Source organism: Bacillus sp. AMCV2 (assembly GCF_056033925.1).
The window spans coordinates 2,789,534-2,804,078 of the sequence record NZ_JBVYIB010000002.1 but is presented as its reverse complement, the minus strand read 5'-3'; the positions used below and the strand labels follow the sequence as shown (position 1 = coordinate 2,804,078).

Sequence of the window (14,545 nt, the reverse complement as noted above, 5' to 3'; positions counted from 1 at the left end):
CTATTTGTGTTCCCGTCCTTTTTTGTGTCTTCTCTTATAGTTCACGTATTTTCCTTTCAAATTGAACTTTGTTAAAATAAGAGGAGCTAATGACTATGTAAGAGATGAATGGAAGCCTGAGGCTTCTTAGGAGGAAATTGAATGACGGAACGAAAAAAATTAGTGCTTGTAGACGGAAACAGTCTGGCTTACCGGGCGTTTTTTGCATTGCCGCTGTTAAGCAATGATAAAGGTGTTCATACGAATGCTGTATACGGCTTTGCGATGATTTTGATGAAAATGCTTGAGGATGAAAAACCGACGCACATGCTGGTTGCGTTTGATGCCGGGAAAACAACATTTCGTCACGGCACATTTAAAGAATATAAAGGCGGCAGACAGAAAACTCCGCCTGAGCTTTCCGAACAAATGCCGTTTATCCGCGAGCTGCTGGATGCCTACCAGATCAGCCGCTATGAACTGGAACAATATGAAGCGGATGATATTATCGGCACACTGGCCAAATCGGCTGAAAAAGACGGATTTGAAGTTAAGGTTTTCTCAGGGGATAAGGATTTAACCCAGCTGGCAACGGACAAAACGACAGTTGCCATTACGAGAAAGGGAATTACCGACGTTGAATTTTACACACCGGAGCATGTCAAAGAGAAATATGGGCTTACGCCTGAACAAATCATTGACATGAAGGGTCTGATGGGCGATTCCTCAGATAATATTCCGGGTGTGCCCGGCGTCGGAGAAAAGACTGCGATTAAGCTTTTAAAACAATTTGATTCCGTTGAAAAGCTGCTGGAGTCCATTGACGAGGTGAGCGGAAAGAAATTGAAGGAAAAGCTTGAGGAGTTTAAGGATCAAGCATTGATGAGCAAGGAGCTTGCGACAATTATGACAGATGCTCCGATTGAGGTATCTGTTTCCGCTCTGGAATATCAAGGCTTTAATCGTGAACAGGTCATTGCCATCTTTAAAGATCTTGGCTTCAACACGCTTCTTGAACGGCTTGGAGAAGACAGTGCAGAAGCAGAACAGGATCAATCGTTGGAAGACATTAATGTCAAAACAGTCACAGACGTGACAAGCGATATATTGGTTTCTCCATCCGCATTTGTCGTTGAACAGATTGGCGATAATTATCATGAAGAGCCGATTCTCGGATTTTCGATCGTAAATGAAACGGGAGCTTATTTCATTCCGAAAGACATTGCCGTTGAGTCTGAGGTGTTTAAAGAATGGGTGGAAAATGACGATCAGAAGAAATGGGTCTTCGACAGCAAGCGGGCTGTTGTCGCTTTGCGCTGGCAGGGCATTGAGCTGAAAGGAGCCGAGTTTGATACGCTCCTTGCGGCTTATATCATCAACCCGGGCAATTCATATGACGACGTTGCGAGTGTGGCTAAGGATTACGGCCTGCATATCGTTTCAAGTGATGAATCAGTTTATGGAAAAGGAGCAAAACGAGCAGTGCCGTCAGAAGACGTACTGTCTGAGCACCTTGGCCGAAAAGCGTTAGCGATTCAAAGCCTTCGGGAAAAGCTCGTTCAGGAGCTGGAAAACAACGACCAGCTTGAACTGTTTGAAGAGCTGGAAATGCCTCTTGCGCTTATTCTCGGCGAAATGGAATCAACTGGCGTCAAGGTCGATGTTGACCGTTTAAAACGGATGGGTGAAGAACTGGGTGCGAAGCTGAAGGAATATGAAGAAAAAATCCATGAGATTGCGGGAGAGCCGTTTAACATCAATTCTCCGAAGCAGCTAGGCGTCATCTTATTTGAAAAGATCGGTCTTCCTGTCGTAAAGAAAACGAAAACAGGCTATTCTACGTCTGCCGATGTGCTTGAAAAGCTGGCTGACAAGCATGATATTGTCGACTATATTTTACAGTACAGACAAATTGGCAAGCTTCAATCAACATATATCGAAGGGCTTTTAAAGGTGACGAGACCGGATTCGCATAAAGTGCACACGCGATTTAACCAGGCCTTAACGCAAACTGGCCGTCTCAGCTCGACTGATCCGAACCTGCAAAACATTCCGATCAGGCTTGAGGAAGGGCGGAAAATTCGCCAAGCTTTTGTGCCGTCTGAAAAAGACTGGCTCATTTTTGCAGCCGATTATTCACAAATCGAGCTGCGGGTGCTTGCCCATATTTCAAAGGATGAAAATCTGATCGAAGCTTTTACAAATGATATGGATATTCACACGAAAACGGCAATGGATGTGTTCCATGTCGCTAAGGATGAAGTGACATCTGCGATGAGACGCCAGGCGAAAGCGGTCAACTTTGGCATTGTTTACGGGATCAGCGATTACGGTCTGTCACAGAACCTCGGCATTACTCGGAAGGAAGCGGGAGCATTTATCGACCGCTATCTGGAAAGCTTCCAAGGCGTAAAAGCGTACATGGAAGATTCAGTACAGGAAGCGAAACAAAAAGGATACGTAACAACGCTTATGCATCGCCGCCGCTACATCCCTGAGCTGACGAGCCGGAACTTTAATATCCGAAGTTTTGCGGAGCGGACGGCCATGAATACGCCGATTCAAGGAAGCGCCGCTGATATTATCAAAAAAGCCATGATTGACATGGCTGCCAAGCTGAAAGAAAAACAGTTGAAAGCAAGGCTTCTGCTTCAAGTACACGATGAATTGATTTTTGAGGCGCCAAAGGAAGAAATTGAAATTCTTGAAAAGCTTGTTCCTGAAGTGATGGAGCATGCGCTTGCATTAGATGTGCCGTTAAAGGTGGACTTTGCATCAGGCCCATCTTGGTACGATGCGAAATAAACAGAGATAGGAAGTGATGGATGTGCCGGAATTACCAGAGGTTGAGACAGTCCGGCGCACTCTGACCGGGCTTGTAAAGGGAAAAACAATCAAATCGGTAGAGATCAGATGGCCGAATATCATCAAACGGCCTGCCGAACCGGAGGAATTTGCGCGAAAACTAGCAGGAGAAACGATACAGTCCATCGGAAGACGGGGAAAGTTTTTACTGTTTCATTTAGATCATTATGTTATGGTTTCTCACCTTCGAATGGAAGGAAAATACGGTCTTCATCAAGCCGAGGAGCCTGACGATAAACACGTGCATGTCATATTCACGATGACGGATGGAACCCAGCTTCGGTACAGGGATGTGCGGAAATTTGGAACCATGCACTTATTTAAACCGGGAGAAGAAGCGGGCGAGCTCCCGCTTTCTCAGTTAGGTCCGGAGCCGGATGCAGAAGAATTTACGAGTGCGTATTTAAAAGAACGGCTTGCGAAAACAAACCGCGCTGTCAAAACTGCCCTACTGGATCAAAAAACGGTAGTTGGACTAGGGAACATTTATGTGGATGAGGCTCTTTTCAGAGCGGGTGTCCATCCCGAGACAAAAGCAAATCAATTATCAGATAAAATAATCAAAACCCTTCACGCTGAAATCAAAAACACTCTGCAGGAGGCGATTGATGCGGGCGGAAGCACAGTCCGTTCATATATCAACTCCCAAGGGGAAATCGGAATGTTCCAGCTGCAGCATTTTGTGTACGGAAAAAAAGACGAGCCATGCAAAAATTGCGGCACGATGATTTCGAAAATTGTCGTTGGAGGAAGAGGCACGCACTTTTGCGCAAAGTGCCAGAAAAAAAAGTAGCATAATGCTTCATCGTCCAAGCTGTCGGTGCATATATCAGTAACTCTGTAATGGAGGATGCCATTTTCGAAACACGGATTTTTCACTTTCCCATATATATGATTGTGATGAATCCCGGGCATTTCACATCTGATACAAGAGCACCAACAGAAAGGAAGAAACGGATATGCAAATGGTTTCTATACTGCTGCTGGCGTTGGCTGTCAGCTTGGACAGTTTTTCAGTCGGATTTACGTACGGATTGAGAAAAATGAAAATACCGTTTAAAGCGATTTTGGTTATCGCCTGCTGTTCCGGTGCTGTCATGTTTATATCCATGCTGATCGGAAGTTTTCTCACGAAGTTTTTTCCTGTATATGTGACGGAGAAGCTTGGCGGTTTGATATTGGTTGGAATCGGTGCGTGGGTTCTGTATCAATTTTTCAAACCGGCAAAAGATAAAGAATACCTCTTGCATGAAAAAACACTGCTTAATTTAGAGGTTCGGTCATTAGGGATTGTGATTCATATTTTGAGAAAACCCATGAGTGCGGATATCGACAAATCGGGTGTGATCAATGGAATTGAGGCGGTCTTATTGGGATTTGCCTTATCGATTGATGCCTTTGGAGCAGGTATAGGCGCAGCCATTCTCGGTTTTTCACCGATTGTGATGAGCATTGCCGTGGCAATCATGAGCTCGCTGTTTGTATCAATTGGAATCAATGCCGGCCATTTTCTGTCTAAGTGGAAATGGATCGATAAAATGGCGTTTTTGCCGGGGCTTCTATTAATCACGATTGGGCTCTGGAAATTGTAAAAAGGAGTGGATCTCTTGACCTTAGTCATTGGTTTAACGGGAGGAATAGCTAGCGGCAAAAGCACGGTAGCCAATATGCTGATTGAAAAAGGAATAACAGTTATAGATGCAGATATCATTGCAAAACAAGCGGTAGAAAAAGGGATGCCGGCCTACCGGCAAATCATTGACGAATTCGGTGAAGACATTCTGCTCCCAAATGGCGATATAGATCGGAAAAAGCTTGGGGCACTGGTATTTACAAATGAACAAAAGCGTCTCGCTTTAAATGCAATTGTTCATCCCGCAGTCAGGCAGGAAATGCTCAATCGCCGTGATGAAGCCGTTGCAAATCGGGAGACATTTGTTGTATTGGATATCCCGCTATTGTTCGAAAGCAAATTGGAATCATTGGTTGATAAAATTATTGTGGTCAGTGTGACAAAAGAGCTTCAACTGGAACGTCTGATGAAGCGCAATCAGCTGACGGAAGAAGAAGCAGTCAGCCGTATCCGCTCTCAAATGCCCTTAGAGGAAAAAACTGCAAGAGCAGATCAAGTCATTGATAACAGCGGCACGCTTGAAGAGACCAAAAGGCAGCTTGATGAAATCATGAACAGCTGGGCATAATCAAAAAACACCGTTCATATTGAACGGTGTTTTTTTGCCATTAAAAATCAAAGTTGTCCGGATCAGGACCGACGCGCAAGTTTTCATTCAGTGCATCGATTCGGTTCATGTCATCCTGCGTTAATTCAAAGTCAAATACGCTTGCATTTTCTTTAATGCGGTGTTCCTTCGTTGATTTAGGAATCGTAATGATGCCATGCTGCAGATCCCAGCGCAAAATAATTTGTGCGACAGATTTATTATATGTTTGAGCGATGTCAGCCAATACAGGATGATCCAGCAGCTGCCCCTGCATTAAAGGTGACCAAGCCTCCATCTGGATGCCCTGATTTTGGCAGTATCTTATCAACTCTTTTTGTGTAAGGCGCGGGTGAAATTCCACTTGGTTAATCATAGGCTTAATTTCAGCTGCCGTCATCAGATCTTCAAGATGGTGAATTTGGAAGTTGCTTACGCCAATCGCTTTGATACGGCCTTCTTTATACAGCGTTTCAAGCGCTCTCCAAGCTTCTTTATACTTTCCTTCTACAGGCCAGTGGATGAGGTATAGATCCAAATAATCCAGACCGAGTTTGGACAGGCTTGTTTCAAACGCGGCGAGTGTTTCCTCGTAGCCTAAATCCGCATTCCATACTTTCGATGTGATAAACAGATCATCTCTTGAAATGCCTGCTTCTTCAATGCCTTCCCGAATCCCTTCTCCGACTCCAGCTTCATTTCCATAGATTGCTGCAGTATCAATACTGCGGTACCCGTGAACAATGGCAGTTTTAACTGCGTTTATCAGTTCAGATCCTTCTTCCACTTGGAACACGCCGAGGCCGAACCAAGGCATTTCCACCCCATTATGAAGTGTTGCTTTTGCTTGTAAATGTGTTGTCATGATCATTTCCTCCTTTAAAATTGTCAGGCTTCCTGCCGATCTCGTTTTTCCATCAAGCGGCTCCAGCCTGTTAAAATGACTGCACCGACCACCATTAATCCGCCTATCCAAGCGGTATGAATCAATCCGATTGAATCGGTGATCACACCGCCAAGGTATGACCCAAGCGCGATCCCTGCATTAAAAGCAGCGATATTCATCGCGGATGCGACGTCAACTGCACTCGGGACAAAACGCTCAGCCAGCATGACGACATACACCTGAAGGCCGGGCACGTTCATAAAGGCCAGCAATCCCATACAGAGAATGGTAATGAGCCCAGCTGCTTGATACGGGGCTGTAAATGTCAGTACGAATAGAACAATTGCCTGTACGATAAACATATAGAATAAAGCGGCGATCGGATTTCGGTTTGACAGCTTTCCGCCAATCATATTGCCGATAGCAATAGCTATTCCGTATCCGAGCAGAATCACTGCAACAGTCCCGGCTTTGAAGCCTGTTACTTCCTGAAGCAGGGGAGACAGATACGTGAACACAACGAATGTTCCTCCGTATCCAAGCGCTGTAATGACAAATAAAAGCAATAACCGGCTGTTTGTCACAAGCTTCAATTGATCCCGCATCGTTGTTTTCGTCCCTTTTCGTAATTTGGACGGTACAAGAATGCCATTTGTAATGAAAGCAATGATTCCGACGGCGATAATGACCATAAAGGCGAAACGCCAGCCAAACTGCTGGCCGATAAATGTCCCAAAAGGAACTCCGGTTACAGTTGCCACAGTGAGGCCAGTAAACATAATTGAAATCGCGCTAGCCCTTTTATCTTCCGGGACAATATCCGCTGCGATTGTCGAACCGATCGACATAAACACACCGTGCGAAAATGCCGATATTACACGTGCAGCTAGTAAAATCCCGATGCTTGAAGCGGTTGCTGCCATCGTATTACCGGCAATAAAAATAAACATGATCCAAAGCAATAGTGTCTTACGTGACATGCTTGAGGTCAATGAAGTTAATATAGGTGCCCCAAATGTAACGCCGAGCGCATAAAGGGAAACGGTCAATCCTGCTGTCGTGACTGGAATATCCAGGTCATCAGCAATGAGCGGCAAAAGGCCGACACTGATAAATTCAGTTGTCCCTATTGCGAATGCACTTACGGCCAAAGCTAGTAGTGCAGGAATACTGCTTTTATTGGCTGAAGTCATGATGTTCCTCCTTTGTAAGATGTGTTGTATGATTGAAATTCTGCCGAGTAAGCTATATAAATAAAAAAGAGCAGATTCAAATCAGCCGGCAAATGTGATTATGAAACATATCGTTAAGAAATAAAAGTACGTACTTTTAAGTGCTATAGTCACTTTTTGGTGCCTGTGAGGAGAATGGATTGTATGGAGAAGAAAAAATATAACATTTCTGTTGAAGCGACCCTTGAAGTGATTGGAGGGAAATGGAAATGCGTCATTTTATGCCATCTAACGCACGGAAAAAAACGCACAAGTGAATTAAAACGCCTAATGCCCAATATCACGCAAAAAATGCTGACTCAGCAGCTGCGCGAGCTGGAAGCGGACGGTGTCATTAACCGAATCGTATATAATCAAGTTCCTCCCAAAGTGGAATACGAGCTCAGCGAATACGGCCGCAGCTTAGAAGGAATTTTAGATATGCTGTGTGCTTGGGGAGCGAATCATATTAACAGAGTGTACGGGGATACATTTTCTGTGCTAGAAGAAAGTGTGCTCAATGATAAGTTAAAACAGGAATCATAAAGCATGAGGGCAGTCAGTGCGGAGCGCTGGCTGCTTTTTGGTTCTTACGCCTGATATTCTGTGCAAGAAAACATAAGATGCATCATAAATTAGCGTTATAATCGTTGATTTTTATCAATATGTACTGGCGAATTTGTTTTAATGTGTTATACTAATTTTAGATAGTAACAAATTAGGATGGCATAATTGATAAGGGGTGTCCAACATGAAGGTAAAAGTAGCGATCAACGGGTTTGGAAGAATCGGAAGAATGGTTTTTAGAAAAGCGATGTTAGACGATCAAATTCAAGTAGTGGCCATTAACGCCAGCTATTCCGCAGAAACGCTGGCTCATTTAATAAAGTATGACACAATTCACGGCAGATACGATAAAGAGGTTGTGGCTGGTGAAGACAGCCTGATCGTAAATGGAAAGAAAGTGCTTTTGTTAAACAGCCGTGATCCAAAACAGCTGCCTTGGCGGGAATATGATATTGACATAGTCGTCGAAGCAACAGGGAAGTTTAATGCTAAAGATAAAGCGATGGGCCATATAGAAGCAGGCGCAAAAAAAGTGATTTTGACCGCTCCGGGAAAAAATGAAGACGTTACCATTGTGATGGGCGTAAATGAGGACCAATTCGACGCAGAGCGCCATGTCATTATTTCAAATGCGTCATGCACGACAAATTGCCTTGCGCCTGTTGTAAAAGTGCTGGATGAAGAGTTTGGCATTGAGAGCGGTCTGATGACTACAGTTCATGCGTATACGAATGACCAAAAAAATATTGATAACCCGCACAAAGATTTGCGCCGGGCGCGGGCTTGCGGTGAATCCATCATTCCGACGACAACAGGAGCGGCAAAGGCGCTTTCGCTTGTGCTGCCGCATCTGAAAGGAAAACTTCACGGCCTCGCCTTGCGTGTCCCTGTTCCGAACGTCTCATTGGTTGATCTCGTTGTTGATCTGAAAACGGATGTTACGGCTGAAGAAGTAAACGAGGCATTTAAACGCGCTGCCAAAACGTCGATGTACGGTGTACTTGATTACTCAGATGAACCGCTCGTTTCGACTGATTATAATACGAATCCGCATTCAGCGGTCATTGACGGGCTTACAACAATGGTAATGGAAGACAGGAAAGTAAAGGTGCTGGCGTGGTATGACAACGAATGGGGCTACTCCTGCAGAGTTGTTGATCTGATCCGCCATGTAGCGGCACGAATGAAACATCCGTCTGCTGTATAAAATAAGGTCATGGACACATTTTAAAGAAAAAACCCTTAACAACATATTTCTGAAAAAACGCACCTTGCAAATTAGACTTAAACACAGTATACTATTTTTCGTGAACTTCTTGCTTGAGACTGTTTCGGAATTACTTAAAGGGTTAGGACCTCTCCGGACTAACTTTCCCCCGTGGTAAATGGCCGACCCAGTTGTTGGAATTTCACTTTTTAATTCTTGTTAAGGGGGGTCCATGACTATGGAAACAATGGGGCGTCACGTTATCTCCGAGCTATGGGGATGCGATTTTGATAAGCTGAATGACATGGATTTTATTGAAAAAACGTTTGTAAATGCTGCTCTAAAATCAGGTGCTGAGGTGCGCGAGGTTGCATTTCACAAATTTGCACCGCAAGGCGTAAGCGGAGTTGTGATTATTTCTGAATCACACTTAACGATTCACAGTTTTCCTGAGCACGGATATGCGAGCATTGATGTTTATACTTGTGGAGACTTAGATCCTAATGTCGCTGCTGATTACATTGCAGAGGCATTACATGCTGATACAAGAGAAAACATTGAAATACCAAGAGGAATGGGGCCTGTGCAGATTAAACAGGCGCAAGCGAAAGTACTATAAAGTAAATTGCGAACACAAAGGGAGCTGAAGCTAGAAAGCCATTATGCGCTTTTTAGCTTATGCTCCTTTTATTTTTATAAAGAAACGAGAGTGTCAGCTTTTTCTTTTTTCATTTTTTTTGTAAAATAAGAAGGAGATTTTCACAAACCACCTAATGCTAAAGAAACAAATTTAACACCGGCTCTCCCGACAGATGCTGTCACATCTATTTTTAAAAGGCGGAGGCTGCCGAAAATACATTGCAGGGAACGATATAGTTGGGAGCTGATTTTATTGAAATGTCCTTCATGCCAGCATAACGGAACACGAGTCCTTGATTCACGGCCTGTGGATGACGGAAAGTCGATTCGCCGAAGACGCGAGTGCGAATCCTGCCACTACCGGTTTACGACCTTTGAGAAAGTGGAGGAAACCCCGCTCATCGTCGTGAAAAAAGAAGGTGTGCGTGAGGAATTCAGCAGAGAAAAAATGCTGCGCGGTCTCATAAAAGCATGTGAAAAAAGGCCTGTTTCACTCAAAACGCTTGAAGACATGTGCTTTGATATTGAAAAAGAGCTTCGCAATCAAGGCTGCTCCGAGGTGAAGAGTGAGCTCGTCGGAGAAATGGTCATGGACCGGCTGGCTAAGATTGACGAAGTCGCATATGTGCGGTTCGCGTCCGTCTATCGGCAGTTTAAAGATATAAACGTCTTTATCGATGAATTAAAAGACTTAATAAAGAAAGAGCGTTAAAAGAGCTAAGAGGATTCTTCTAGCTCTTTTCTCATGTGCAAAATTGGCATTTGATAGATATAAGAAACGGTGTAAAATGAAAGGTAGAAACAAATTCGGAAGGTTTGAGAATGTATGGCTGACTATTGGAAAGATGTACTGCCTGTAGACCCGTATGTGGTTAAAAGCAGATCGATGCTGCAGGATATCGACAGACAAATTATTACACAACTGTACCAGCCCTTAATCGGCCCTGTTGCATTCTCTCTTTATATGACATTGTGGGGAGAGCTTGAACAAAACCGTCTGTGGGGCGGAGAGTCCACACATAGACAGCTGATGGGGATGACACAGTCCAACTTAAAAACGATCCATCAGGAACAGGGGAAGCTCGAGGGCATCGGATTGCTGAAAGTATATATGAAAGAATCCGAGCGGCAGGAGCGCCTCTTTATATATGAACTCCTTCCGCCGCTCAGACCAAATGAATTTTTTGAAGACGGAATGCTGAATGTTTTTCTGTATAATAGAGTCGGAAAAACGAAATATCAGCAATTAAAACAATTTTTTACGCACCCGGCCATTACAGAAGATGCGAAGGACATTACGCGGCCGTTTAATCACGCGTTTGAATCGCTGCAGCCGAGTGAATGGAAGCTCACATCCGATATGGAGGAAACGGTAAGGCTTGCCGAGGGGTCCGAGTATACTTCTGTCGGACAGTCTCCGTCCTACACCATAACGGAGGATGTGTTTGATTTTGATTTGTTTTTAGCGGGACTTTCTGAGACGATGATACCGAGAAAAGCGATGACCCAGCAGGTGCGTGACACAATCAAAAAGCTTTCTTATCTGTACGGAATTGACCCTTTGCAAATGCAAAATGTTGTGATGAGCGCAATTGATGAGCGTGACGTCATTACGACGGAGGCATTAAGAAAAGCGGCGAGCGACTGGTATCAAATTGAAAGAAACGGACAGCTGCCTGATTTGGTGGAAAAAACACAGCCGGTGCATCTGCGTGAAGGCGAAAAACCGGCAGAAGAGGATTCTCTAGATGGGAAGCTGATCGCATTGCTGGAGGCGATTTCTCCGAAGAAGCTTCTGCAGGACATTGCTGACGGAACAGAGCCGTCAAAAGCTGATCTGAAGATCATAGAAGAAATTATGTTCGAACAGAAGCTCGAGCCAGGCGTCACAAATGTGTTAATTTATTATGTCATGCTGAAAACCGACATGAAGCTGTCGAAAAACTATATTCAAAAAATCGCTTCGCATTGGGCACGCAAAAAGGTAAAAACGGTCAGGGAAGCGATGAAGCTCGCAATAGAAGAAAACCGCCAGTATCTTGAATGGGCTGAAGGAAAAACAAAGTCTTCGAAACGAAACCAAAAAGTGATTCGTGAAGAAAAGCTTCCTGATTGGATGACAGAAAAGGAAACAGCGTCTGATTCAGAATCCGGACAGCAGAAGCTGCATCCGCAGGATTTGGAAGAACAGAAGAAAAAGATGATGGAAGAAATGCAAAAACTGAAAAAATACTCTGCCTATTAAAGACAGAGATGCGGGGTGAAGGAATAGATGGAACCAATCGGCCGTTCCCTGCAGGGCGTAACCGGCAGGCCGGATTTCCAAAAACGTCTTGAACAAATGAAGGAAAAAGTCATGAAAGATCAAGATGTTCAAGCATTTTTAAAGGAAAACGAAGAAGTGATTGACCAAAAAATGATCGAAAAGAGTTTAAATAAGCTTTATGAATATATCGAACAAAGCAAGAATTGCTCCTATTGTTCGGAAGATGAAAACTGCAACAATTTGTTGGAGGGCTACCATCCGAAGCTTGTTGTCAATGGGCGGTCTATAGATATCGAGTATTATGAATGTCCAGTCAAACGGAAGCTCGACCAGCAGAAGAAACAAAAGTCTCTTATGAAAAGCATGTATATCCAGCAGGATCTTCTCGGAGCGACGTTCCAGCAAGTTGATATCAGTGACCCGAGCAGGCTCGCGATGTTTCAGCATGTTACAGACTTCCTGAAAAGCTATAATGAGACGGGAAAAGGGAAAGGATTATATTTATACGGGAAATTCGGGGTAGGAAAAACGTTTATGCTCGCTGCGATTGCCAATGAGCTGGCGGAAAAAGAGTATTCCTCCATGATTGTCTATGTGCCTGAATTTGTGAGAGAGCTTAAGAATTCGCTGCAAGACCAGACATTGGAAGAGAAGCTCAATATGGTAAAGACCACACCCGTATTGATGCTTGATGACATCGGAGCAGAATCAATGACAAGCTGGGTAAGGGATGAAGTCATCGGAACGGTGCTTCAGCACAGAATGTCCCAGCAGCTGCCTACTTTCTTTTCTTCTAATTTCTCACCTGACGAGCTGAAGCATCATTTTACGTATTCGCAAAGGGGGGAAAAGGAAGAAGTAAAAGCGGCAAGATTAATGGAGCGGATATTATATTTGGCTGCTCCGATCCGCCTTGACGGAGAAAACCGCCGCCATCCGTAACTGCTGCGGTTCAAAGGGGAAGGAACTGAGGGTATGAATCGAAAAACCGCTTTTAAATGGCTGGCAGTGCTGGCAGGTGCAGGTTTAATCTTTTGGGGAAATAAAATATATTTGAATGTATCGCCGAAAGAGATCAGGGTATGGGTATTGTCGTTCGGAGTCTTTGCACCTCTGATGTTTATCGGGATATCCATCGTCAGGCCACTTGTTTTATTTCCGGTGTCTGTTATATCAATAGCTGGCGGACTTGCGTTTGGCCCGCTTCTCGGCACGTTTTATACGTTATTCGGTTCGATGTGCGCCTCAGCTGTTTCGTTTTTTGCGGCAGGTTTGTTTGCGGCGAAAAAGAACGGGCATTACGAAAGGCTTGAAGCCATACAGAAGCAAATGGAGGATAACGGATTTTTCTATATCTTTCTTTTGAGAATCCTGCCGATCAATTTTGATTTCGTCAGCTATGCGGCAGGCCTTTCCAATGTCAAAGCGCTGCCGTATTTTGCGGCGACGGCTGTAGGAATCATCCCTGGGACCATTGCGCTGAATGTTCTGGGAGCAAGCTTTTTGACTGGCAATCTGCCAGCTTTCTTTCTTGTCCTCGCTCTATATATCGTGTTTATCTCGCTGCCATTTATCTTCAGAAAGAAAATGCAAAACTTGTTTCAGGAATCAAATTAAGATTTGCCAATGACCTTTACGTCTATTTTAAAAACATCCCCCATATACTTTTAACAGATGCCGTAAGGGGGGACAAACATGCTTGAAATAATCTTTGAAGATGACCATGATGCAGCCGCTTTTTTACATCTCATTCAGCATTCGGACGATCGGAACAATATCATTGTCCGTGAAGGCATACGAAAAATCGGGATTGAAAAAGCGAATCCGGCTTTTCCTATTCAGCGTTTTATGGAGCCGATTCTGGTCAAATTTTTTTTGGAATGCAAAGAAGACGAGCATATGCTGTCATTGATTGAGGAAACGTATTGTTTCACGGACCAGGATGAACAGCAGCAAATCCTTCAGCTCGCACACAGTATTATTGAAGGTGAAGCAGACGATCTTCCGTTTGAGCCGCTGAAGCTTTCACGGAAACAATCAATTTTGGATGAACTCCAAACGATCTGTTTAGAGGAAGGAGTATTTTACATTCGCTCCTTTCAGACCTTCCGACTTGGATCATACTATAAGCAGCTGAGAGATATTACAGAAGCAGCGATTGATGAATATAAGATGGAACAGGAATATCAAAACTTTATTCAAACACTCAGAGACTATGTAAACGCCAAACAGCCGCGAATCAAAAAAGTGCATATTGTCCATGATGGTTCCTTTACATTATGGGAGCTGCGCTATGTGCCGGAACGGGAAAAAATGAAATACATAGACAGGAGATTTGTCCGGGATCATCCTATGTATATTGATTCTCATTTGCTCGCGCCGCTGATTTCTATTGCGCCTGATGAAGTCGTGCTTTATACCGACCAGCCCGAGCACATGATGGCAAGGACCATTCAAAACGTATTTCAAGAGAGAGTGGAAATGCTCCCGCTGCACGCTTTTTCAGATGCAGAAATACCGGTGAAGCACTCGGAAGGATGAGGGCCGGCAGCCTGTTTATATAAGGCTGTCGGTTTAAAAAAGGAAACGCGATCGTGTTGATTTTTTGGATTGAACAATTTATAATACATAGGAGATTAAGAAAGACACACGTATTGATAAGGACACGAAGGAATGATACCGGCTCAAAGAGAGGGAAGCCCTGGC

13 protein-coding genes and 1 pseudogene are annotated in these 14,545 nt (G+C 44.1%); 12 read left to right on the top strand and 2 right to left on the bottom strand.

Features of this window, described 5'->3' with window-relative positions; genetic code table 11:
• Window positions 1-141 precede the first annotated feature (141 nt).
• The 4 genes and pseudogenes from polA (at window position 142) to coaE (ending at window position 5,045) form a co-directional block, all read left to right on the top strand.
• Window positions 142-2,784, top strand: a complete 2,643-nt coding sequence (gene polA / locus AC0OMA_RS14575) for a DNA polymerase I (protein ID WP_015384345.1) — start codon at window positions 142-144, stop codon at window positions 2,782-2,784.
• 22 nt (window positions 2,785-2,806) lie between these two features.
• Entirely contained in the window at window positions 2,807-3,637 is an 831-nt protein-coding gene (gene mutM, locus AC0OMA_RS14570) for a DNA-formamidopyrimidine glycosylase (protein WP_015483550.1), read from the top strand.
• A gap of 148 nt (window positions 3,638-3,785) precedes the next feature.
• Window positions 3,786-4,436 (top strand): annotated as a pseudogene (gene ytaF, locus AC0OMA_RS14565) (sporulation membrane protein YtaF); the annotation flags it as partial.
• A gap of 15 nt (window positions 4,437-4,451) precedes the next feature.
• Entirely contained in the window at window positions 4,452-5,045 is a 594-nt protein-coding gene (coaE, locus tag AC0OMA_RS14560) for a dephospho-CoA kinase (RefSeq protein WP_015483549.1), read from the top strand.
• Window positions 5,046-5,085: 40 nt separating this feature from the next.
• On the opposite strand, the gene ytbE is transcribed toward coaE, so the two are convergent.
• A complete protein-coding gene (gene ytbE, locus AC0OMA_RS14555) occupies window positions 5,086-5,928 on the bottom strand; it encodes an aldo/keto reductase YtbE (protein WP_015483548.1) in 843 nt (280 codons plus the stop codon).
• 23 nt (window positions 5,929-5,951) lie between these two features.
• Window positions 5,952-7,142, bottom strand: a complete 1,191-nt coding sequence (locus tag AC0OMA_RS14550; protein ID WP_015483547.1) for an MFS transporter — start codon at window positions 7,140-7,142, stop codon at window positions 5,952-5,954.
• A 183-nt stretch (window positions 7,143-7,325) separates the two neighbouring features.
• Between AC0OMA_RS14550 and AC0OMA_RS14545 the strand changes: the two genes are divergently transcribed.
• The 8 genes from AC0OMA_RS14545 (at window position 7,326) to ytxC (ending at window position 14,380) form a co-directional block, all read left to right on the top strand.
• A complete protein-coding gene (locus AC0OMA_RS14545) occupies window positions 7,326-7,706 on the top strand; it encodes a winged helix-turn-helix transcriptional regulator (RefSeq protein WP_003229458.1) in 381 nt (126 codons plus the stop codon).
• A 205-nt stretch (window positions 7,707-7,911) separates the two neighbouring features.
• The gene (locus tag AC0OMA_RS14540) at window positions 7,912-8,934 is read left to right on the top strand and encodes a glyceraldehyde-3-phosphate dehydrogenase (RefSeq protein ID WP_003229459.1); all 1,023 of its coding nucleotides are present in this window, start codon (window positions 7,912-7,914) and stop codon (window positions 8,932-8,934) included.
• Between the two features lie 238 nt (window positions 8,935-9,172).
• Window positions 9,173-9,553: an adenosylmethionine decarboxylase gene (gene speD / locus AC0OMA_RS14535; RefSeq protein ID WP_003223584.1), complete on the top strand. Its 381-nt coding sequence runs from the start codon at window positions 9,173-9,175 to the stop codon at window positions 9,551-9,553.
• Window positions 9,554-9,826: 273 nt separating this feature from the next.
• Entirely contained in the window at window positions 9,827-10,285 is a 459-nt protein-coding gene (nrdR, locus tag AC0OMA_RS14530; protein WP_003223586.1) for a transcriptional regulator NrdR, read from the top strand.
• Window positions 10,286-10,399: 114 nt separating this feature from the next.
• The gene (gene dnaB / locus AC0OMA_RS14525; RefSeq protein WP_015384339.1) at window positions 10,400-11,818 is read left to right on the top strand and encodes a replicative helicase loading/DNA remodeling protein DnaB; all 1,419 of its coding nucleotides are present in this window, start codon (window positions 10,400-10,402) and stop codon (window positions 11,816-11,818) included.
• A gap of 27 nt (window positions 11,819-11,845) precedes the next feature.
• Complete coding sequence (gene dnaI / locus AC0OMA_RS14520) at window positions 11,846-12,781, top strand: primosomal protein DnaI (RefSeq protein ID WP_014480531.1); 936 nt, start codon at window positions 11,846-11,848, stop codon at window positions 12,779-12,781.
• Between the two features lie 33 nt (window positions 12,782-12,814).
• Window positions 12,815-13,456 (top strand): TVP38/TMEM64 family protein, encoded by a 642-nt coding sequence (locus AC0OMA_RS14515; RefSeq protein WP_015384338.1) that lies wholly within the window; start codon window positions 12,815-12,817, stop codon window positions 13,454-13,456.
• A gap of 78 nt (window positions 13,457-13,534) precedes the next feature.
• Entirely contained in the window at window positions 13,535-14,380 is an 846-nt protein-coding gene (gene ytxC / locus AC0OMA_RS14510) for a putative sporulation protein YtxC (protein WP_015384337.1), read from the top strand.
• The last annotated feature ends 165 nt before the right edge of the window (window positions 14,381-14,545 follow it).